Annotated in this window: 20 protein-coding genes and 1 tRNA gene; 3 read left to right on the top strand and 18 right to left on the bottom strand. The window is 67.3% G+C overall.

Features of this window, described 5'->3' with window-relative positions; genetic code table 11:
- Nucleotides 1-53: 53 nt before the first annotated feature.
- From LIN44_RS15990 to LIN44_RS15955, 8 genes are all read right to left on the bottom strand, one after another.
- Entirely contained in the window at nt 54-1,913 is a 1,860-nt protein-coding gene (locus LIN44_RS15990; RefSeq protein WP_227312913.1) for a PhoX family phosphatase, read from the bottom strand.
- Nucleotides 1,914-2,121: 208 nt separating this feature from the next.
- Nucleotides 2,122-2,718, bottom strand: a complete 597-nt coding sequence (gene pth / locus LIN44_RS15985; protein WP_227312912.1) for an aminoacyl-tRNA hydrolase — start codon at nt 2,716-2,718, stop codon at nt 2,122-2,124.
- Nucleotides 2,719-2,866: 148 nt separating this feature from the next.
- Nucleotides 2,867-3,484, bottom strand: coding sequence for a 50S ribosomal protein L25/general stress protein Ctc (locus LIN44_RS15980; RefSeq protein ID WP_012351653.1), 618 nt, complete (start codon nt 3,482-3,484; stop codon nt 2,867-2,869).
- A 133-nt stretch (nt 3,485-3,617) separates the two neighbouring features.
- Nucleotides 3,618-4,571 (bottom strand): ribose-phosphate pyrophosphokinase, encoded by a 954-nt coding sequence (locus LIN44_RS15975; protein ID WP_062796633.1) that lies wholly within the window; start codon nt 4,569-4,571, stop codon nt 3,618-3,620.
- 96 nt (nt 4,572-4,667) lie between these two features.
- Nucleotides 4,668-4,744, bottom strand: a tRNA-Gln gene (locus LIN44_RS15970).
- A gap of 74 nt (nt 4,745-4,818) precedes the next feature.
- On the bottom strand, nt 4,819-5,697 hold the full coding sequence (ispE, locus tag LIN44_RS15965; protein ID WP_227314417.1) for a 4-(cytidine 5'-diphospho)-2-C-methyl-D-erythritol kinase: 879 nt from the start codon (nt 5,695-5,697) through the stop codon (nt 4,819-4,821).
- Between the two features lie 29 nt (nt 5,698-5,726).
- Nucleotides 5,727-6,344, bottom strand: coding sequence for a lipoprotein insertase outer membrane protein LolB (lolB, locus tag LIN44_RS15960; RefSeq protein WP_370641583.1), 618 nt, complete (start codon nt 6,342-6,344; stop codon nt 5,727-5,729).
- Between the two features lie 85 nt (nt 6,345-6,429).
- On the bottom strand, nt 6,430-8,373 hold the full coding sequence (locus LIN44_RS15955) for a tetratricopeptide repeat protein (RefSeq protein ID WP_227312910.1): 1,944 nt from the start codon (nt 8,371-8,373) through the stop codon (nt 6,430-6,432).
- A gap of 153 nt (nt 8,374-8,526) precedes the next feature.
- On the opposite strand from LIN44_RS15955, the gene mutM reads away from it, so the two are divergent.
- The 3 genes from mutM to mutY all read left to right on the top strand — a co-directional run bounded on the left by mutM (nt 8,527) and on the right by mutY (nt 13,054).
- Complete coding sequence (mutM, locus tag LIN44_RS15950) at nt 8,527-9,417, top strand: bifunctional DNA-formamidopyrimidine glycosylase/DNA-(apurinic or apyrimidinic site) lyase (RefSeq protein ID WP_227312909.1); 891 nt, start codon at nt 8,527-8,529, stop codon at nt 9,415-9,417.
- A gap of 259 nt (nt 9,418-9,676) precedes the next feature.
- Complete coding sequence (locus tag LIN44_RS15945) at nt 9,677-11,629, top strand: dynamin family protein (protein WP_227312908.1); 1,953 nt, start codon at nt 9,677-9,679, stop codon at nt 11,627-11,629.
- 249 nt (nt 11,630-11,878) lie between these two features.
- On the top strand, nt 11,879-13,054 hold the full coding sequence (mutY, locus tag LIN44_RS15940) for an A/G-specific adenine glycosylase (protein WP_227312907.1): 1,176 nt from the start codon (nt 11,879-11,881) through the stop codon (nt 13,052-13,054).
- Between the two features lie 32 nt (nt 13,055-13,086).
- Here the strand turns inward: mutY and LIN44_RS15935 are convergent, their stop codons facing one another.
- The 10 genes from LIN44_RS15935 to lptC form a co-directional block, all read right to left on the bottom strand.
- Nucleotides 13,087-13,746, bottom strand: coding sequence for an LON peptidase substrate-binding domain-containing protein (locus tag LIN44_RS15935; RefSeq protein WP_227312906.1), 660 nt, complete (start codon nt 13,744-13,746; stop codon nt 13,087-13,089).
- 92 nt (nt 13,747-13,838) lie between these two features.
- Complete coding sequence (gene rapZ / locus LIN44_RS15930; RefSeq protein ID WP_227312905.1) at nt 13,839-14,714, bottom strand: RNase adapter RapZ; 876 nt, start codon at nt 14,712-14,714, stop codon at nt 13,839-13,841.
- 108 nt (nt 14,715-14,822) lie between these two features.
- On the bottom strand, nt 14,823-15,215 hold the full coding sequence (locus LIN44_RS15925) for a PsiF family protein (protein ID WP_227312904.1): 393 nt from the start codon (nt 15,213-15,215) through the stop codon (nt 14,823-14,825).
- A gap of 170 nt (nt 15,216-15,385) precedes the next feature.
- Nucleotides 15,386-16,357 carry an HPr(Ser) kinase/phosphatase gene (hprK, locus tag LIN44_RS15920; protein WP_012351664.1) on the bottom strand — a complete coding sequence of 324 codons (972 nt, stop codon included), beginning with the start codon at nt 16,355-16,357 and terminating at the stop codon, nt 15,386-15,388.
- An 82-nt stretch (nt 16,358-16,439) separates the two neighbouring features.
- Nucleotides 16,440-16,895 carry a PTS sugar transporter subunit IIA gene (locus tag LIN44_RS15915; protein ID WP_018008706.1) on the bottom strand — a complete coding sequence of 152 codons (456 nt, stop codon included), beginning with the start codon at nt 16,893-16,895 and terminating at the stop codon, nt 16,440-16,442.
- 365 nt (nt 16,896-17,260) lie between these two features.
- Nucleotides 17,261-17,611 (bottom strand): ribosome hibernation-promoting factor, HPF/YfiA family, encoded by a 351-nt coding sequence (gene hpf / locus LIN44_RS15910; protein WP_010814386.1) that lies wholly within the window; start codon nt 17,609-17,611, stop codon nt 17,261-17,263.
- A 48-nt stretch (nt 17,612-17,659) separates the two neighbouring features.
- Nucleotides 17,660-19,138, bottom strand: a complete 1,479-nt coding sequence (locus LIN44_RS15905; protein WP_227312903.1) for an RNA polymerase factor sigma-54 — start codon at nt 19,136-19,138, stop codon at nt 17,660-17,662.
- Between the two features lie 124 nt (nt 19,139-19,262).
- Entirely contained in the window at nt 19,263-20,063 is an 801-nt protein-coding gene (lptB, locus tag LIN44_RS15900; RefSeq protein WP_227312902.1) for an LPS export ABC transporter ATP-binding protein, read from the bottom strand.
- An 8-nt stretch (nt 20,064-20,071) separates the two neighbouring features.
- Entirely contained in the window at nt 20,072-20,719 is a 648-nt protein-coding gene (gene lptA, locus LIN44_RS15895; protein ID WP_227312901.1) for a lipopolysaccharide transport periplasmic protein LptA, read from the bottom strand.
- Nucleotides 20,720-20,837: 118 nt separating this feature from the next.
- Nucleotides 20,838-21,467, bottom strand: coding sequence for an LPS export ABC transporter periplasmic protein LptC (lptC, locus tag LIN44_RS15890; RefSeq protein ID WP_227312900.1), 630 nt, complete (start codon nt 21,465-21,467; stop codon nt 20,838-20,840).
- Between the last annotated feature and the right edge of the window lie 41 nt (nt 21,468-21,508).

Below are 21,508 nucleotides of genomic sequence, written 5' to 3'. Positions count from 1 at the left end.
GGGGCTTAACCTTTCCCCAATTTACTACGGTTACTGCCTACTGCACTGCGCGGTCAGGCACCGATCGGCTTGCCGTCGGCACGGCGCACCACGATGGTCGACGAGCGCGGCGGCTTGGCCGCGTCCGGCCACTTGCCGGTCGGGTGCTGGATGTTGATGAAGCAGGTGGTCAGGTCCGGCGTGTAGGCGATGCCGGTGATCTCGCAACCGGTCGGGCCCGCCAGGAAGCGCTTCGACTGGCCCGTCGGCGAGATGTAATACATGCTGTTGTTGCCGAAGGTGCCGGTGTAGGTGGCGCTGGTGCTCGAATCGGTCTGCACCCACAGGCGGCCCTTGGGGTCGACGCGCAGGCCGTCCGGGCTGGAGAAGGTGTCGCCGTTGATGTTGCCCTTCAGGTTGTCGGTGGCCAGCGACGGGTCGCCGGCCTGCAACAGGATGCTCCAGGTGAAGGTCGTCGCCAGCGGCGAATTGCCGGTTTCATTCCACTTGACGATATGGCCGTGCAGGTTGTTTTTGCGCGGGTTGGCGGCGTCGGTCTGCTGGCGGCCGCTGTTGTTGGTCAGCGTGCAGTAGAGCGTGTTGTCCTGCGCGGCGGTGATCCACTCGGGGCGGTCCATCAGCGTGCCGCCAGCCACGCGCGCGGCGGACTTGGTGTTGATCAGCACGTCGGCCTGGGTGGCGAAGTCGACCGTGGTCGGCGCCGGCGATACCGCCGACTGGGTCCAGTTGCCCGGATCCGAGGCACCGACGGTCAGGCCGTTCTTGCCCTGCGCCAGTTCGATCCACTGGCCGCTGCCGTCGGCGTTGAACTTGGCCACGTACAGCGTGCCGCTGTCGAGCAGGTTGGCGTTGGCCGCGCGGTTGTTCGGATCGAACGCCTTGCTCGGCACGAACTTGTAGATGCAGCCCGGGGTGCCGTCGTCGCCCATGTAGAACGCCACGTTGTTGCTGGCATCGGTGATGAAGGCGACGTTTTCATGGTCGAAGCGGCCCATCGCGGTGCGCTTGGCCGGTGCGCCCAGCGTGCCGTACGGATCGATCTCGACCACCCAGCCATAGCCGTTGTCGGCCTGGTTCGGGTCGATGTAGTTGTCGGTGCTTTCCTCGCAGGTCAGGTAGGTGCCCCACGGGGTATGGCCGCTCGAGCAGTTGTTGAGCATGCCGACCACGGTGGCGCCGACCACCGGTGCGGCCGGGCCGCCCACGCGGTACAGCGTGTTGCCGGTGTAGCGCTTGTTGTAGATCGAGTCGCGCTTGACCTGCCACTTGCCGCTGGCGGCCAGTTCCACTTCGATCACCGAAATGCCGACCGCCGACAGGGCGATGCGCTTCTGTTCCGGGCTCGCGGTGGCGGCATCGTAGGCGCTCGGGAACAGGATGTTGTAGTCCGGCAGCTCGTGGTTGATCGCCAGCAGGCCGCCCTTTTGCGGATCGACGCCGGGCAGGGTGAAGTAGTGCATGCCGTCGTGGTTGCCGCCGGCCTGGCGCTCGGTCTCGGCCGACGACTGGAAGGCGCCGGCATAGCCGGTGGCGCCGGCTTCGACCGGGTCGCCGGCCGAGAACAGCACGTCGACGCTGTAGCCGCTGGGCACCACCACGGTGTCGGCGGTGGACTTGGCGATCGGCTCGAAGGTGACCTCGTAGCTCGGCGTGGCCGGGGACGGAGCCGGGGCGGGCGCGGGTGCAGGGGCCGGTGCGGGCGCCGGGGCCGGAGCGGGATCGTCATCGCCGCCGCAGGCGGCCAGCAGGCCGCTGCCGAACGCCGACACCAGCGACAGGCCCAGGCCGCCGCGCAGCACCCGGCGGCGGGCCGGGTTGGCGGCGACGATGTCCTCGAGCATCTGGCCGGGCACGTCAACGTCGGGCTTGGCGGCGCGGCTTGCGGCGCGCGCTTCGTCGGTCAGGTACGACATGGGCTTTCCTCCTGTGGGATGTCATGCGCATCGGCAACCATGCGATACCGACGCGATTGGAAACCCCGCAATTTAGGTGGTGCCCATGGCACTTTGATGACACTATGTCTGCAACTGCAGACCGGTGCGGCCAAACGACGACGGGCCGCGGATGCGGCCCGTTTTCATGCTGCTGTCGCAGAAATATGCTGGCTGGCTTGCGGCGCGCTCAGCGCGCGGTATGCAGCTGCGCCATGGCGCGCTCGGCATCGCCGCGCGCCAGCAGGCCGAGCGGATCGATGCAGCGGTCGATCGCGGCATCGATGGCTTCCTGCTCCTCGCGCCGCGGCGGCTTGAGCACGAAGTTGACCACGTCCTCGCGGCCCGCGCCGGCACCGCCGGGCGCATTGCGCGGATGGCCCACGCCCAGGCGCAGGCGCCAGTAGTCCTGTGTGCCCAGGTGGGCCGAGATATCTTTCAGGCCGTTGTGGCCGCCCGCGCCGCCGCCGCGCTTGAGCTTGGCGGCGCCCGCCGGCAGGTCCATCTCGTCATGCACGACCACGATCTCGCCGGGCAGGATCTTGTAGAAGCGCGCCAGCGACACCACCGCCAGGCCGGAGCGGTTCATGAAGGTCGACGGCTTGAGCAGCCAGACCTCCTGGTCCCATAGCCGCGCGCGCGCGGCGAGGCCATGGAAGCGGCCCTCGACGCGCAGCGTGGCGCCGCCCATGCGGGCCAGCTGGTCCACCAGCCAGAAGCCGGCGTTGTGCCGGGTGGCCTCGTACTCCGCACCGGGATTGCCGAGGCCGACGATAAGCTTGATCATGCGTTTGACTGTGTCGTTGGCGCGCGGGACTGCGCCACAGGCGCCAAGGATACCGAAAAACCGGCAGTCCGCTGCCGGGCGAAAAAAAACCGCCGCAAGCGGCGGTTTCTTCGTGGCGCGGCCCGCGGGCCGCCACCGCTGCGGCAGCTTAGGCGGCCGGGGTTTCGCCAGCGGCTTCGCCGCCTTCGGCAGCTTCCGACACGGCGCCAGCCGGTTGCGAGATGCTGGCGATGGCCGGGTTGTCGTCACCGTGGGTGATCACGGTCACGCCCTTCGGCAGCTTCAGGTCGGACAGGTGCAGGGTCTGGCCCAGTTCCATGGCGCCGACGTCCACTTCGATGAACTCGGGCAGGTCGGCCGGCAGGCACGACACTTCCAGGTCGTTGACGATGTGGTTGACCAGGCCGTGGCCCAGCTTCACGCCAGGAGCGGTTTCCTGGTTCATGAAGTGCAGCGGCACCTTGACGTGGATCTTGTCGTTGGCCGACACGCGCTGGAAATCGACGTGCAGCACCAGCGGCTTGAACGGGTGCATCTGGAATGCGCGCAGCAGAGCCTTTTCCGACTTGCCAGCGACTTCCAGGTCGAGGATCGACGAGTGGAACGCTTCCTTCTTCAGGGCGTGCCACAGGGCGTTGTGATCCAGTTCGATCATCTTCGGCTCGGCGGCGCCGCCGTAGATGATGCCGGGGGTCTTGCCCGAATTGCGCAGGCGGCGGCTCGCACCCGTTCCCTGTACGCTACGCTCGAAAGCGACAACTTTCATGATGACTCCAAAAGTAAGAAGGCTGTCCGCGACCAGACAGCCTCGTTGCGGCGCAAATCAGCAAAGCATGCGCCGATCAGGTCACGTTGACCGCCAATGCAAGACGATCAACGCGGCAAAGCCATAAATTCTATCAGGAACCCGCGAACAGCGACATGATCGAGTCGCCCTTGACGATGCGGGTAAAGGTCTCGGCCAGCAGCGGGGCGGTCGAGAGCTGACGGATCTTGGTGCACTTGGCGGCTTCCTCGGACAGCGGGATGGTGTCGCACACCACCACTTCGTCCAGCGCCGAATCGGCGATGCGGGCCGCCGCGCCGCCCGACAGCACGGGGTGCGTGCAGTAGGCGAAGACCTTCAGCGCGCCGCGCTCCTTCAGCACCTGGGCAGCCTTGCACAGCGTGCCGCCGGTGTCGATCATGTCGTCCATGATGACGCAGTTGCGGCCTTCGACTTCACCGATGATGTTCATCACCTCGGCCACGTTGGCCTTGGGACGGCGCTTGTCGATGATCGCCAGGTCGCAGTTCAGTTCCTTGGCCAGCGCGCGGGCACGGACCACGCCGCCGACGTCCGGCGAGACCACCAGCAGGTCGCCGTAGTTCTTCTCGCGCAGGTCGCCCAGCAGCACCGGCGAGGCGTAGATGTTGTCGACCGGAATATCGAAGAAGCCCTGGATCTGGTCGGCGTGCAGGTCCATCGTCAGCACGCGCTCGACCCCGGCGACTTCCAGCATGTTGGCCACCACCTTGGCCGAGATTGCCACGCGCGCCGAACGCGGGCGGCGGTCCTGGCGGGCATAGCCGAAGTAGGGCATGGCGGCGGTGATGCTGCGTGCCGAGGCGCGCTTGAGCGCGTCGACCATCACCATCAGTTCCATCAGGTTGTCGTTGGTCGGCGCGCAGGTGGACTGCAGCACGATGACGTGCTTGCCGCGAACGTTTTCCTGGATTTCGACCTGGACTTCTCCGTCGGAGAAACGGCCAACCTGAGCCTTGCCCAGCGGAATGCCGAGGTGCTGTACGACAGCCTCCGCGAGTTTGGGGTTGGCGTTGCCGGTAAATACCATCAAGCCTTCGCTGCTCATTCGGGGCACCTGTCTTGCTGCTGGGGGAGCTTGGTGTCACCGGCGCAGCCGGTGACTTGGAGATATCGTGTTCCGTTAGGACACTATAGGAAGTAATGGCAGGGGAAGAAGGATTCGAACCTTCGAATGCCGGAATCAAAATCCGGTGCCTTGACCAACTTGGCGACTCCCCTACACAACCGGGCCGTTCTTCGTGCTACCAACCTGCCACGACTGACAGGGCAATAACGCGCCGAACGAAAACTTGCTATGCGAATGTCGCGAGCGGGTGACGTGCCAGACTTCTCACACACCTGCCATCCCACTCGGGTGGCAACCCTTCCAAAACCTGCTGCGCTGTTTTTGCGTCGGGAAAACGCGCAAACACGCAGGCTCCGGAACCGGTCATCCGGGCATGCTGATTGTGTTGCTTCAGCCATGCCAAGGCTCGGGCGACTTCGCCGAACTTCGCTGTTGCTATCGGTTCCAGGTCGTTGCGACCGAAATCGAATTTGTTTGTGCGAGCAGCGAAGACCGCAATTATGGAGATCGGCGTATCCCTTGTCAAGCACTCATCCGAAAAAATTTCAGCGGTGGGCACGTGCTGTTTCGGGTGGATGATCACGAACCAGCTGTCGGGCAGCTCGACCGGCGTGAGCTCCTCGCCGATGCCCTGCGCAAAGGCGTTCTGCCCGAGCACGAACACCGGCACGTCGGCGCCCAGCGTCAGCCCGATCCGCATCAGCTCGGCGCGCGTCAGCCCCAGGCCCCACAGGTGGTTCAGCGCCAGCAGCGTGGTGGCGGCGTCGGACGAGCCGCCGCCGATGCCGCCGCCCATCGGCAGCACCTTGTCGATGGCGATATCGGCGCCCAAGGTGCAGCCGGTGGCAGCCTGGAGCGCGCGCGCGGCGCGTACCACGAGGTCGGTCTCGGCCGGCACGCCGGGCACCTCGGTGACGCGCGCGACAACGCCGTCGTCGCGGCGGCGGAAATGCAGCGTATCGCACCAGTCGACCAGCTGGAACACGGTCTGCAGCGTGTGGTAGCCGTCGGCGCGGCGGCCGGTCACATGCAGGAACAGGTTGAGCTTGGCCGGCGCGGGGCAGTCGCGCAGTTCGGGCGGAGGCAGGGGATGGCTGCGTGGCATGGTGCGTGATGGTGCGGTGATGGCGCCCGTCATGGCGTCTGGGGATCGATGACGAGCCGCACCGACAGCGGATTGCTGCCGGCGTCGCGCGCCAGGTCGATGCGGCGCGGCACCTGGGCGGCGGCGGCGCCGGCGGCGGGCGTCTCCTGCCAGGCAACGTAGCGCACGGTCCAGCCGTTCTGCGCCAGCGTCGCCAGCCGGCCCTGCTCGTCGCGCGTGGCGCGCGCGGGCGTGCCCTGGGTGGGGCGCCCGTGCAGCCAGTCGCGCATGCCGGCCACCGGCAGTGCAAAGCCCAGCGCTTCCTCCATCAGGGTATCGACCTCGGGCGCGTTGCGCGGCGGCTGGTTGGGCAGGTCGAGCGTGGCGCCCGAGGGCGTCGCGGTGACCACGGCCAGGGTCTGGCCGAGCGGCGAGACCAGGTCCAGGCGCACGTTGCGGCCCTGCTCCTCCCAGCGGAAGCTGCCCTGCACGCCTTCGTCGCGCCCGTAGCGCACGTAGTTGGCGGAAAAGCGGCCGGTGTACTGCTGGCTGACGGCGTCCTGGTCGGCATCGAAGCTGCGCGACGGCGCCACGCTGGCGCATGCCTGCAGCAGCAGGGGCGCGCCAAGGCAAAGCAGCGCCAGGCGTCGGGATCGGTTCATGGGCATGGTCGTGAGGACGGTGGCGCGGCGGCCGCCGGGCTGACGGGAATCCGGTGCCGCGGCCCGGGCTTGCCGGCCGCGGCGCACGGGCTTACTTGGACGGCTGCACGTTGAACTTGTAGCGGCGCAGCGTATCGATCAGGGTCTCGTTCTCGGGGTCGATGCGCACGGCCTCGGTCCAGGTCTTGCGGGCCTCGTCGTGCTCGCCGAGCTGCCACAGCACCTCGCCGAGGTGCGCGCCGATTTCAGCTTCGGGGGCCTTGGCATAGGCGTTGCGCAGCAGGGCCGCCGCGGGTTGCAGGTCGCCCATGCGGAATTTGACCCAGGCCAGGCTGTCCATGATGTACGGATCGTCCGGCCCCAGTTCGGAGGCGCGCTCCAGCAGCTGGAGCGCCTCGGGCAGCCGCTCGTTGCGGTCCGCCAGCGAATAGCCGAGGGCGTTGTAGCCCTGCTTTTGCTGCGGCTGCAGCGCAATCACGCGGCGCAGGCCGCTTTCCATGCTGGCGTAGCGCTTCTGGCGCTCGTCGAGCATGGCCAGCTCATAGATCCAGTCGGCATTGTCGGGCTCCGCCGTGATGCGGTCGTTCAGCACCTTGCGGGCGCGGTCGTAGGCCTTGTTCTCCATCAGCGTGGCCACTTCGGCCTGGCGGATGGCGGTCACGCGCTGCGCGCGCTGGGTGGGATCGGAGATATCTTCGGCGTCGCTGAGCATCTCGCCGAACAATGCCTGGGCGTCGTCGAGCTTGCCCATGCGCGCCAGCAGCTGGGCGCGCTTGGCGGTGGCCGCCGGCGCCAGGCGGACGTCCTCGATGCGGTCGAGCCAGCGGATCGCGCCCGCGTAGTCCTTGCGTTCCTCGGCGATCTGCGCCAGGTATTGGTAGGCGATATCGGGATTGGCGCTGGGCTGTTTCTCGACCAGCCGCAGGTATTCCTGCAGGTACTGCTCGGCCTCGCCGAAGTTCTTGGCCTGCAGGCTGGTCAGGCCCAGCGCCAGCGGCACGCGCGGGTCGGCGGGCGCCACCTTGCGCAGCGTCTCGAACTCCTGGCGGGCCGCCGGCATGTCGTTCTTCAGCAGGTACAGCCGCGCCAGCGTGATATGGCCGTTGACCGATTCGGGCGACTTTTCCAGGAAGCGCTTGAGCACCGCCACGGCTTCGTCGGGCTGCTTCTCGGCGCGCAGTTCGGCAGACATCAGCGCGGCCGCTTCATAGCCGGGCCGCAGCCGCAAGGCCTGGTCGAGCGCGGCCAGCGCGCCCGGCTCGTCGCCGGCGACTTCGCGCGCGCGCGCCAGCGCCAGCTGGGTTTCCGGCAGCTTGGTCTCGTTGCGGGTCAGGTCCTGCAGCAGCGTGGCCGCGCCGGCCGGATCGCTGGTGCGCGACAGCTGCTGCTGCAGCTGCAGGATGGCATCGCCGCGCTGGCTGGCCGGCACCGCGGCCAGTTGCTGCTGCAGCAGCGGGCGGGCGTCATCCCAGCGGCCGTTTAGCACCAGCAGGGTCGACAGCACCTGGCTGGCTGCGGGCGAGGTCGGGGTGATTTCCTTCCACAGGCGTGCGGCGTCAAGCGCCTGCTGCGGGACGCGCGCGTTGAAGGCGATCTCGGTGGCACGCTGGGCGAAGCGCGGGTCGCGCGTCTGCCGCGCCAGTTCCAGGTAGGTCCGGTAGGCCGGACCGACCAGGCCGCGCTGGATGGAAATCTCCGCGGCCAGCACCATATAGACGATATCGTCGGTCAGCTCCAGCGACGGCAATGCCGGCCGCGCCGGCTTGGCCGCCGGGGTGTCGGCCGCGGCCAGTTGCAGCATGGGCAGCGAACCGGCGTCAAGGGGCGGCGCGGCGTGGGCTGCACCTGCCGCCGCTGCCAGCAGCGCGCCGGCGGCGAGCGCGCGCACATGGCGGCGCGGGGCCTGCCACCAGCGGGCCAGGGTGCCGGCACGGCGCGCGGTGCGCGAGCCGGCGCCCGGCGATGTGGTCAGGCCGCCGCCCGCGGTGGCTTGCAACGTGGAGTCCGGCATCTGGTCCGGCATCAGGTCCGACATGTAGTGAGTGCTCCGGCGCGCGCTGGCGAAGGATGGGGGATTGCGCATTGATAAGGGCATTGTAGCCTGCCGCTACAATGCGCTGCTTGGCGCCGCGGGGCGGCGCCGGCAGGCGCTGCAGCAGTTTTGAGCGGTAACCAACGGAGAGGTTCGATGCCTGAATTGCCCGAGGTCGAGGTGACCCGGCGCGGCTTGCTGCCGCATGTGGTGGGGCGGCGCATCGCCGCGGTGACGGTACGCCACCGCGGCCTGCGCTGGCCGGTCGACCCCGAGCTCGAAGCCTGCCTGGCACAACGCCTGGTGCGCCGCATCGAGCGCCGCGGCAAGTATCTGCTGCTGGAATGCGTCAGTAGCGATGCCGCGCAGCCGCCCGGCTGGCTGCTGGTGCACCTGGGCATGACGGGCACGCTGCGGGTTCTGCCCGAGGCACCGCCGCCGGGCGTGCACGATCACTTCGACCTGGTGCTCGATGCCGAGCCCGGCGCAGCGTCGGCAGCCGCCCCGGGCCAGCAGCCCGGCACCATCGTGCTGCGCTTCCGCGATCCGCGCCGCTTCGGCGCCATCCTCTGGACCACGCTGCCGGAGGCGGAACTGCCGTCGCACCCGCTGCTGAGCACCCTCGGCATCGAGCCGTTCGATCCCGCTTTCGACGGCGCCTGGCTGCACCGCCATACGCGCGGTCGCAGTGCCGCGATCAAGACCGTGCTGTTGTCCGGCGCGATCGTGGTCGGGGTGGGCAATATCTATGCGTCCGAAAGCCTGTTCCGCGCCGGCATCCACCCGACCACCCCGGCCGGGCGCCTGAGCCGCGCGCGTTGCGACCGGCTGGCGCAGGCGGTGCGGGAGACCCTGGCGCAGGCGATCGAGCGCGGCGGCAGCACGCTGCGCGACTTTGTCGGCAGCGACGGTGCCAGCGGCTACTTCCAGCTCGATTGCTTCGTCTACGACCGCGCCGGCCTGCCATGCAAGGTGTGCGCCAAGCCGGTGCGCCAGATCGTGCAGGGCCAGCGCTCCACCTTCTATTGCACCAACTGCCAGCACTGATAGGCGGCCGGGAGTGCTTCAGGGGGCGCCCGCTGCCCCAGGTCGATGGGTCGGCGCAACACTGGCGGTGTCACTGCCATCCAAGGGACGCGAATTCCACAAAAGCGCCGTGGAAACCTGTATCGTGTGCGCAGTCATAAAAAGTTACAAAATGGCCGGCCGCGTGAACGGCAAGGGGGGCGGACCGGCACTGCGTGAACACGGGCAGCCGCACAGGGTGGCGGGCCCCGCGGTAAAAACAAGCCAGCCCAACAGGTCCATGACAACGCTCGCCCACCAATTCGAACAATACGGCGCCTGGAGAACCGGGGTGCTCCAGTCACTGGCCGAATTCCAGTCCTGGCTGCAGCAGCACGACCTGTACGATGCGCAGGCCGACGAGCGCGTGCAGCGCATCCAGAGCGTGCTGCGCAGCGACCGCCTCAAGGTCGCCTTTATCGCCGAGTTCTCGCGCGGCAAGAGCGAGCTGATCAACGCCATCTTCTTTGCCGATTACGGGCGCCGCATCCTGCCGTCGTCGGCGGGGCGCACCACCATGTGCCCGACCGAGCTGCGCTACGACGAGACCGAGCCGCCCAGCATCCGCCTGCTGCCGATCGAGACGCGCCTGCAGGACGCCTCCACCGCCGACTTCCTCGAGGCCGGCACTTCGGCGTCGCACTGGCATTCGGTGCCGCTGGATCCGTCGTCGCCCGAGGGCATGCTGGAGGCGTTCCAGCACGTGGTGCAGACCATGCGCGTGCCGCCCGAACAGGCCGAGGCGCTGGGGCTGTACCACGAGAACGACCCCGATGCCGCCTACGCGGTCGATGCCGAGGGCATGGTCGAGATCTCGCGCTGGCGCCACGCCGTCATCAATTTCCCGCATCCGCTGCTGCGCCAGGGCCTGGTGATCCTCGACACGCCGGGCCTGAACGCAATCGGCACCGAGCCCGAACTGACGCTGCGGCTGATCCCGGATGCGCACGTGGTGGTGTTCGTGCTGGCCGCCGACGCGGGCGTGACCAAGAGCGACCTGGAGCTGTGGCGCAGCCATGTCGGCGCCGGGCACCGGCGCGGCTGCCTGGCGGTGCTGAACAAGATCGACGGGCTGTGGGATCCGCTGCGCCAGCCGGGCGAGATCGCGCAGGAAATTGCCCGGCAGGTGTCGACCACCGCGCAGGTGCTGGGCATCGAGCAGTCGCGCGTGTATCCGGTGTCGGCGCAAAAGGGGCTGGTGGCCAAGGTCACGCACGACGATGCCCTGCTGGCGCGCAGCGGACTGCCCGAATTCGAGCACGTGCTGTCGGACCAGCTGATTCCGCGCCGGCGCGAGATCGTCGCGGACCAGGTCTACCGGCTGGTGCAGGACATGGCGCGCGCCGCGCAGCAACTGCTGCAAAGCCGCCGCCGCGATATCGTCGAGCAACTGTTCGAGCTGCGCGGCCTGCGCGGCAAAAACCATGCGATGGTCAAGCACATGCTGATGCGGGTGCAGGGCGAGAAGGACGAGTTCGAGCAGAGCATCAGCAAGTTCCAGGCGCTGCGCCTGGTCTTTGGCCGGCACAGTGCCGACATCATCAAGAGCCTGCAATTGCGCGACGTGCGCCGCACCATGCGCGGCGCGCGCGAACAGATGAAGGAGCGCTTCTTCTCGCGCGGGCTGCGCGAGGACATGGAGGCATTGTTCGCGCAGCTGAGCGGGCTGGTCAGCGATGCCGACAGCAAGATCGGCCAGCTGCACCAGCTGATCGACAGCATGTACCGGCGCTTCAATGCCGAGCACGGTTTCACGCTGCCCGCGCCGATGCAGTTCACCGCCGAGCGCTACCTGGCCGAACTGCAGGAGACGCTGCGGCTGGTGCAGGCGCATTTCGGCACGATCAGCATGCTGACGCGCTCGCGCCCGCAGCTGGTGCAAAGCGCGTTCAACACCATGGCCAGCCGCGTGCTGGAGAATTTCCGCGGCCTCAACCGCGATATCGAAGTCTGGCTCAAGTCGGTGATGACGCCGCTGGAAGCGCAGGTGCGCGAACACCAGAAGCAGCTGCGCCGGCGTGTCGATTCGATCGAGCGCATCCATGAAGCCACCGACACGCTGGAAAGCCGCATCGCCCAGCTGGAGGAAGTGCTGAACGGGCTGGACGAACGCAGCGGACGCATCGAAGGCTTTGCCCAGCGGCTGATGCGGCCGGGGGCCGATGCCGACAGTGCCAGTCTTGCGGTAGCGTAGCCAGTTACTGAAGCCGGTATATCATGTGGCGCCGCTTTCCTGCGGCGCCCTTTTTGTTGCTGACCAGCTTCGCACGCTGCCGGTTTGCTCCCCTCTCCCGCTTGCGGGAGAGGGGCAGGGGGTGAGGGTAGGCGCCGGCATACCGCCGTCCTGGACTTCGTTGACACGCTCAGCCCTCACCCCAACCCTCTCCCGCATGCGGGAGAGGGAGTACCCAACTGGCGACGAGTTCTACACAAGCTTTACCCAATGCCCCGCACGCCCGTTCCCCGCACTGCTCCCGCCGTTCCCGACGATCTCCACGTCCCGCCGGATTTCGGCGCGCGGGTCGTCAACTGGCAACGCGTCCACGGCCGGCACGGCCTGCCGTGGCAGAACACCCGCGATCCGTACCGCATCTGGCTGTCCGAGATCATGCTGCAGCAGACCCAGGTCAGCGCGGTGATCGACTACTTCCAGCGCTTTGTCGCGCAGTTGCCCACGGTGCAGGACCTGGCGGCGGCGCCTGCCGACCAGGTGATGGCGCTGTGGGCCGGGCTGGGTTACTACTCGCGCGCGCGCAACCTGCACCGCTGCGCCATGCAAGTGGTCGGCGAGCATGGCGGCCGCTTCCCCACGGATCCTGCGGTGCTGGTCACGTTGCCGGGCATCGGCCGTTCCACCGCGGCTGCCATTGCGGCATTCAGTGCTGGGGTGCGTTCGCCGATCCTGGATGGCAACGTCAAGCGCGTGTTCGCGCGCTGCTTCGGCATCCATGGTCATCCGGGCGAGCGCGCGGTGGAAACGCGCATGTGGCAGCTGGCGGAACAGGCCTTGCCGGCGCCCGGCCCGCGCCAGGGCGACGACATGGTTGCCTATACGCAGGGGCTGATGGACCTGGGCGCGACGGTGTGCTCGCGAGGCAAGCCCGCCTGCCTGGCCGATGCCGCCGCGTGCCCGCTGTCCGCCGATTGCGTGGCGCGCCGCGACGGGCTGACCGCCGTGCTGCCTGCGCCCAAGCCGCGCGCGGCGATCCCCGAGCGCAGCACGGTGATGCTGCTGGTGCGGCGCGAGCGTGAAGTGCTGCTGCGCCTGCGTCCGGACAGCGGCATCTGGGGCGGCCTGTGGAGCCTGCCCGAGATGCCCGTCGACACCGTGCCCTTCGACGCAGACGCAGCCGAGGCCCGCGCGCTCGACTACGCGCGCGCTTTCGGCAATCCTGCGCGCGCCGCGCTGGCTGGCGAGCTGACCCATGTGTTCACGCACTTCCGCCTGCTGATCCGCGCCATCCGGGTCGACCTCGAAGCGGAGGCGAACGTGCTGCGGCAGGACAGCGCGACGCCGGCCGGGCAGCGCTGGCTGTCGCTCGACGATCTCGATGCGCTGGGCACGCCGGCGCCGGTGCGCCGGCTGCTGGAAGACCAGGCGCGGGTGGGCTTGTTCTGAAACCGGAGCAGGGCGGGGGAGGAACAGCCGCCTTACAGCATGTGGTTCTGCCGCATGTAGCGGTGCACGATCTCGATGCGCATGCCCGCGTCGGGCAAGGCCATCAGCATCTGCTTGGCCTTCAGCGGCACCGGCAGCAGTTCGCACAGCCGGTTGGCGACCCAGCTCGGGTCGTCCCACAGGTACGGCTCGTCGAACGGCATGCGGTCGGGCTGCTCGGCGTGCAGCCGCGTGACGATGCGGCGCAGCGCGTCCAGGCATTCGCCCAGCAGTTCCAGCTTGCAGTCGATGATGTCGGGGGCAAGCACCTCGGCGCGCGCCACCAGCAGGCCGTCGTCGCGGGTTTCATGGCTGATGATATGGAAGCGCTCGCGGCCGCGCGCGCGGATCAGCAGCACGCCCAGCTGCTCCATGTTGCAGTCGACGATTTCGGCGAGGCAGCCGACCAGTTCGGGCACGGTGGGCTGGTTGGGCCGCGCCACCTCCTCGCCGCTGGCAATCAGGCACACCCCGAAGGGAGCGCTGTCGCGCAGGCAGTTGCGCACCATGTCGACATAGCGCGCCTCGAACACGCGCAAAGGCAGCCGTCCACCGGGAAACAGCACCGTGTGCAAGGGGAACAGCGGCAGGTTGTCGAGCGTCCGTGGCGGGTCTTCGGAACCGGTGGGACGGTAGAGGTCGGTCGAGGACATGCGGTGCAGGCTTGGGGTCGCGCAGCATTGGGCCGCCAGGCCGACGCCGCGCTCAGATGCCCCGTGCAGCCCGGGGTGCCATGCCGCGTGCGTCAGCCCGCCGGTGCGAGCTCTCGGTGTCTGACCAGCACATTACCATGTGCCCGGAAATAGTTGGCGAGCCTTTCGGCAATATAGACCGAGCGATGCTGGCCGCCGGTGCAGCCGATCGCCACGGTCAGGTAGCTGCGGTTGTCGGCAATGAAGCTTGGCAGCCACTTTTCGACGTAGGCGCGGATATCCTCGGCCATCGCCAGCACCATCGGCTGCGCCTGCAGGAAATCGATCACCGGCGTGTCGCGGCCGGTCAGCGGCCGCAGCGCCAGGTCGTAGTAGGGGTTGGGCAGCGAGCGCACGTCGAACACCATGTCGGCATCGCTGGGCACGCCGTGCTTGAAGCCGAACGACTCGAACAGCAGCGTCAGGCGCTGGCTGTCGTCGCGGATCAGCTCCTTGATCCAGCTGCGCAGCGTATTGGTGCGCACATTGCTGGTGTCGATCCGGTGCGCGGCCTCGGCAAGCGGGCTCAGCAGCGCGCGCTCCATCTCGATCGCTTCCATCAGCGCGGTGTCGTTGAAAGCGCCGCCGCCGGGCACGCCATCGGTGCGTGCCGACAGCGGATGGCGGCGCCGCGTCTCGGAGTAGCGCTGCACCAGGGCGTCGGTGCTGGCGGTCAGGAAAATGACCTCGACCTGGTGCTCGGCGGCCAGCGCGCGCACGGTGTCGGGCAACTGGTCGAGCGACTCGCGGCTGCGGATGTCGGTGGCGACGCCCAGGTGCGTATAGCCCTGGCTGTCGAGATAGCGGGTCAGTTCAGGGATGAACTGCGCCGGCAGGTTGTCCACGCAGTAGTAGCCTGCATCTTCGAGGACGTTCAGTGCGACGGACTTGCCGGAACCGGATATGCCGGTGATGAGGATGATGCGCATAGCAACTGAAGCATAGCATCAGGTGCCGGCTGCGTCATGACAGCTCTTTGACACCAGCAAAAATGGCGAACCTCGCGGTTCGCCATCGGTTTCGCCAGTCGTCGCCGCTCAGGCTGCCTTCGACAGGCATTCCTTCATGTAGGCCTTGTATTCGTCGCCTTTCTTGCCCTTGCCGGACTTGCTGCAGGCTGCCATCTTCTCTTGTTGGGTCTTGGGCGCGCCGGACTTCGACAGGCATTCCTTCATGAACGCCTTGCGTTCGTCGCCCTTCTTGCCGGAGGCTTGCGCGTTGCAGGCCTTCATCTTGTCTTGCTGCGTGTTGGCCGCGGGCTTGTCCGGATTGGCCGGGGTCGCAGGCGTGGCCGGCACGGCGGGCGTCGCCGGGGCCGCAGCCGATGGCTTGGCCGGGGTGGCGGGCGTGGCCGGGGTGGCGGTCTGCGCAAAGGCGCTGGCCGCGAACAAGGGGGTAACCAGCGCGCACACTGCAATCAGGCTCTTCATGCTTGCTCTCCTCGGGGGTGGAAAACCTTGTCACCGCGCGCCTGGGTCGGCGTTGCGGCTTCCGTAACGGGCGTGATGCCCATTACAGCACAAAACGGAGCATGCCTGAGAAACGTTGACGGGAGGTTGCTACGCCGTTGTAAGCAATTGCAAGCCGCTGCGAATGTGGCTTAAAGCAGCCGGCCCTGCCCGCGCGAGACCGCGTCGGCCTGCATCGCGGCGCGCTGGCGGTCCATGAAATCGCGCAGCGTGTCGATGCCGCGCAGGCGCAGGATGGTGTTGCGCACGGCGGCCTCGACCAGCACGGCCAGGTTGCGGCCGGCCGCCACCTGGATCTTGACCATGTGGATCGGCAGCCCCAGCACGTCGAGGTATTGCGAATCCAGCGGCAGCCGCTCGAACTCGCCGTCGTTGCGCCGCACCAGCTGCACCACCAGCTTGATCTTCATCTTCCGCCGCACCGCGGTCTCGCCGAAGATGGTCTTGATGTCGAGCAGCCCCAGGCCGCGCACTTCGAGCAGGTTCTGCAGCAGCGGCGGGCAGCGGCCTTCGATGAAATCCGGCCCGAGCCGGACGAAATCGACGGCGTCGTCGGCCACCAGCCCGTGGCCGCGCGAGATCAGTTCCAGGCCCAGTTCGCTCTTGCCCAGGCCCGACTCGCCCATGATCAGCACGCCCATGCCGAGGATGTCGAGAAAGACGCCGTGCATGGTCACGCGCGGCGCCGAGATGCGCGACAGGTACAGGCGCAGGTGGTCGATCACCGCCGCGGACGACACCGGCGTGGTGAACAGCGGCGTCGACGAGCGCGTGCAGCGCAGTTCCAGGTCCGGCGGCGGCTCCATGCCGTCGGCGATCACCAGGAACGGCGGCTCCAGCAGGATCAGCTCGCCCATCTGGCGCTTGCGGGTCTCGTCGTCCAGCCGCTGGTAGTACGTGATCTCGGGTTTGCCGAGGACCTGGATCCGGTTCGGGTGGATCAGGTTGAGGTGGCCCACCAGGTCTGCCGCGGAGGTCGCTTCGCGGGCGAATTCCACGTCAAAGGCGCGGTCCGCGCCCTCCAGGCCGGCGACCCACGAGAGTTTGAGGTCGGCTGCGTTGTCGTCGAAGATGGACTGGGAGGTGACGCCGGTGAGTTCCATGCGGGTTGACTGGTAAGGCGGACTGCGAAGCGCGTGGCGCCTGCCCGGTCTGGGTGCCGGCCCGCTCTGGGGAATCAGTGGATCAGGGATGCCATGCAATCAGCAGTTCGTGCACGGCATCGGGCGTGGGCAGGGTCGCCAGGCCCTCGCGCATGTCGCGATCCGACAGCAGCTGCGCGATCTCGGACAGGATTTCCAGGTGCTGCTGCGTGGCCTGTTCCGGCACCAGCAGGAAGATCAGCAGCGACACCGGCTTGCCGTCCGGCGATTCGAACGGGATCGGCTCGGCCAGGCGCATGAAGGCGGCCAGCGGCTGCTTGAGGCCCTTGATGCGCCCGTGCGGGATCGCCACGCCGGCGCCCAGTCCGGTCGAGCCCAGCGACTCGCGTGCGAACAGGTTGTCGGTCACGATGGCGCGCGCCACGCCATGGTTGTTCTCGAAGAGGAGCCCGGCCTGCTCGAACACACGCTTCTTGCTGGTGACGCTGACGTCGAGGGTGATGTTGCCGGGTGGCAGCAATTTGGCCAAACGATTCATGGGCGATGCGCAGGATTTCAGTTAGCGGGCGGACCGTTCCGCCGGGCAGCGGCTGGCTCCGTGACCGCAGCCGGCGCGGCCGGCGCGGCGGGGGAGACGTCCGGCCCATTATAGAGCAGGGGCTACCCTCGCATTGTGCGGTGCAGCGCAAGCAGGCGCGGCCACGATTTTCTCTCTCTCTTTGTATGGCGCAGCATACACCTTGGCGCTGCGCTTGCGAACACCTCGGTTTCCCATGTGTGACAGTGTTGGCTCCGCCGCCACAGCCAGGCCGGCACCAGGGCGCAAAAAAGCCGCGCTTCGCGGCGCGGCTTGCCTGTGGAATCCTGGTTCAGCAGCCCTCTGCGGGGCCGCCGGGCATGGGTTTATTGCTGCATTTGCGCTGCGGCCATCTGGTACTTGACCGCTTCACGGTCGTGGCCTTGCACGCGATCCTTGTAGCGAATCACCTGACGGTCCAGCTTGTCGACGAGTGCGTCGATTGCTGCATACAGGTCTTCGTGATGCGCCTCGACAAAGATGTCCTTGCCCTTGAGATGCAGATTGATTTCCGCGTACTGGCGCCGGTCCTTTTCCTTGTGATTGTCGACAGAGAGCAGCACGCTAACGCCAATGACTTGATCGAAATGCCTGACGATTCGCTCCAGCTTCGTTTCCACGTACTCACGCAGAGGCGGCGTGATGTCCAGGTGGTGTCCACTGATCTTGAAGTTCATAGCGCTTCTCCTTCTGAAAGAGCCTCACCAGGCAGGCGGTGGGCTCGGCTACAAAGACTTGCGGAGATTCACTGCGGGGATTTTCAAGGCTTCGCGATACTTGGCGACGGTGCGGCGTGCGACAACGAAGCCTTGCTCGCCCAGCAGTTCGGCGATGCGACTGTCGGAAAGGGGATTCCTCGGGTCTTCGGCTCCTATCAGTTGCTTGATCAAGGCGCGGATGGCCGTTGATGAAGCCGCGCCACCGGTTTCGGTGGACACGTGGCTACCGAAGAAGTACTTCAGTTCGAAAGTACCCATCGGCGTGGCCATGTATTTATTGGTCGTCACCCGGGAGATGGTTGACTCGTGTAAACCCAGTGTATCGGCAATCTCCCGCAAAACCAAGGGGCGCATGGCGATTTCACCGTGAGTGAAAAAGTTCTTTTGACGCTCGACAATGGCCTGCGAGACACGCAGGATGGTGTCGAACCTTTGCTGGATGTTCTTGATCAGCCAGCGCGCCTCCTGCAGCTTCTGCTGCAGCCCGGCGGTGCCGGTCTCGCCCTTTGCGCCGCGCAGGATCTGCGCGTACATGTCGTTGATGCGCAGTCTCGGCATCACATCCGGATTGAGCTGCGCGATCCAGCCGCCGCCGCCCTTGCGCACGAACACATCTGGCACAACGAAATCGGCCTCGGGGCGGCTGTACGCGTGGCCCGGGTACGGGGCCAGCGAGCGGATCAGGTCATGCGCGGCCTTGAGCGCGACTTCGTCGACCTGCAGTGCCTTCTTCAGCCGCGTGTAGTCACGCACCGCCAGCAGTTCCAGGTGATGGGTGACGATGGTCAGCGCCAGTTCGCGCTGCGGGTGGGTCAGGCGGCGCAATTGCAGCGCCAGGCATTCGGCGGCATTGCGCGCGCCCACGCCGGGCGGATCGAAGCTCTGCAGCAGCGTCAGGATGGCGTGGACTTCGTCGGGATCGAACTCGAGCTCTTCGGGCAGCTCCGCGCAGATCTCTTCGAGCGAGGCGCTCAGGTAGCCATCGTCGTCGAGCGATTCGATCAGGAAGATGGCGAGCCCCTTGTCGCGCGCCGAGATCTTCAGCGGCGTCAGTTGCTCCATCAGGTATTCGCGCAGCGTGGGCTCGGCCTCGCGCAGCTGCATCGGCGTCTTTTCGTCCTCGTCGCCTTGCGGGCGGCGGGCGAAGTCGTCCAGGCTCCAGTCGCCGTTGCCGTAGTCGTCGCCGCTGCTGTTGTCGCCGTAGCTGTCATCGGCGCCGCCTTCGGCGCGGGCGTCCCCATTGCCCTGGGGCTCCGCCGGGGCGGGCGCGGGCGCGCTCTGTACGTTGACCGAGCCATCGGCCGCGACGCGCAGCGGGCTTTCGATCCAGTCGTTCTCCCGCTCGAGCAGCGGGTTTTCCGTCAGCGCCTGTTCGACCTCCTGCTGCAATTCCAGCGTGGAAAGCTGCAGCAGCCGGATCGACTGTTGCAGCTGCGGGGTCAGTGCCAGGTGCTGGGAGAGGCGGAGCTGTAGCGACGGTTTCATGCGACCTATTTTATGCGCATCTTTCCGATGTTGGAACGGAAATTGCTATCGCTGATGCGCTGTGATCGCCGCTGGCTCTTCCGGCCGTGCAGCCATGGCCGCCCGCGCGGGGCAGCCGCCCGTGTTACATGCGGAAGTTTTCGCCCAGGTAGACGCGCCGCACGGCGTCATTGGCAATGATGTCTTCGGGCTGGCCGGCGGCCAGCACCGTGCCTTCGCTGATGATGTAGGCGTGGTCGCAGATGCCGAGCGTCTCGCGCACGTTGTGGTCGGTGATCAGCACGCCGATATTGCGCGCCTTGAGGAAGCTGACGATGCGCTGGATCTCGCCGACGGCGATCGGATCCACGCCGGCGAACGGCTCGTCCAGCAGGATAAAGCGCGGCGATGACGCCAGTGCGCGCGCGATTTCCACGCGGCGGCGCTCGCCGCCGGACAGCGACAGCGCCGGGTTGTTGCGCAGGTGCGCGATCTGCAGGTCATCGAGCAGGGCATCGAGGCGGCGCTCGATCTCGGCCTTGGCCAGCGGCTTGCCCTGGTCCAGCTGCAGCTCCAGCACCGCGCGGATGTTTTCCTCGACGTTGAGCTTGCGGAACACCGACGCTTCCTGCGGCAGGTACGACAGCCCCATGCGCGCGCGCTCGTGGATCGGCAGCCCGCTGATGTGGTCGCCGTCGAGCACGATGTCGCCTTCGTCCAGCGCCACCAGGCCGACGATCATGTAGAACGACGTGGTCTTGCCCGCGCCGTTGGGGCCGAGCAGCCCGACCACCTCGCCGCTTTTCACGTCGAGCGAGACATCCTTGACCACCGTGCGCGAGCCATAGCGCTTCTTCAGGTGGCGCACGACCAGCGTGCTGCCGCCGGGCAGGACGGCGTTGGCTGCGACGGCAGGCTTCTCGGCAATGGTGGCGGTATCGGTCATGGGTACGGTCAGGGTTTGTTGGCGGGCGCGGGAGCGGGCTTCAGGTCCAGCGGCGAGCCGCCGCCCGCGGTGCCGGACTTCTGGTCCTGGCGCGGCGACAGCACCGCGCGCACCCGGCCGGACGGGTTGGCCGCCGCGGCATCGCCGCTGCCGCCGCCGGCGGCGGTGTAGAGTTCCTTGCGGCTGTCATAGGTCAGCACCGCGCCGCGGATCTCGTCGACCAGCTTGGCGCCCTGCAGCCGCGCCATGCGGGCATTGCCGATCAGCTTGGAGAATTCCTGCTTGCCGTCGTATTCGATGCGGTCGCCCCAGCCGTCGATGTATTCGTCGACGCCTTCGCGCTTCTGGCGGATATAGGCCTGCTTGCCCGGCTTCGAGGTGGCCACGGCGAACTGGTAGCCCTCGGGGTCGGTGCGCAGCTCGGCGGCGTCCGACTTCAGGATCATGGTGCCCTTGGTCAGCACCACGTTGCCGGTCAGCGTATAGATCTGCTTGACGTCGTCATAGCTGGCGTTGTCCGCCTCGAGCACCATCGGCTTGTCGCGGTCGGCGCGCTCGGCGAGGGCGGGCTGGGCCAGCAGGCCGAAGGCCAGGGCCAGCGCAAGCAGGGCCGGGGCGGTGCGTCGACGGGACGATGTCGTCAGGAAAGCGGTCATGTTGGCAGGGTTGCTCGAGGGCGTCTGGATGCGTGATGGTGCGGTTTGCGCGGAAATCGGCGCGCGGTGCGGGCCGTGCCGGCCGGCGCCGTGTACGCGGCGGCGCCGGACCGGAAGTTCAGGACCCTGGCGCGCGGCCCGGGGACGGCCCGGTGATGATGGTGCCGCGTACATTGCCGAGCAATTGTACTTCGCGGGTGACGTTGTTGAAGATCAGTCCGTTGGCGGTCATGACCGACGGGCCGCGCGTCAGCTTGACGGGCTTGTCGGTCTTGACGATGTCGTCATTGACCAGCAGCTGGAAGTAGCTCGACGCCGCGGTCAGCTGCGGATCCTTGGACGGATCCTTGCCCTGCTGGCGCAGCACGTAGCCATTGCCGTACAGGTCGATCACCGTGCCTTCGGCGTTCATGCGGCCGATGTCGGCGCGCGCGGTCACGGGCGGGCGGTCCGGTTCATAGGCGCGCATGGCGGGGCGCGTGACCTCGTAGGTCTGGTCGTCCTCGAAGTGGACCATGCGCTCGCCGGTGAAACGGATCTTGGTGCTGCCGTCGGGCGCCAGCTCGGTGGCCGAGAAGCGGTCCATGAAGTAGTCCGGCTCGTGCTTCTTGGGAGCCTGCGCGGCCTGGTCTTCCTTGGGGGAGTTGATCTGGACCAGCCAGAACGTGCTGCCCGCCACGATGGCCATCAGCAGCAGCGGCAGCAGCCGCATGACGATGCCGCTGAGGGAGGCGAGGAGTGCCTGCATGGTGTCCTTGGCGTTGTGCTGCGGATGCCGTCGGTGGTGCG

Origin of the sequence: Cupriavidus sp. MP-37 (assembly GCF_020618415.1) — a bacterium.
Classification (GTDB): domain Bacteria; phylum Pseudomonadota; class Gammaproteobacteria; order Burkholderiales; family Burkholderiaceae; genus Cupriavidus.
This window is presented reverse-complemented; position numbering and strand designations above follow the sequence as displayed.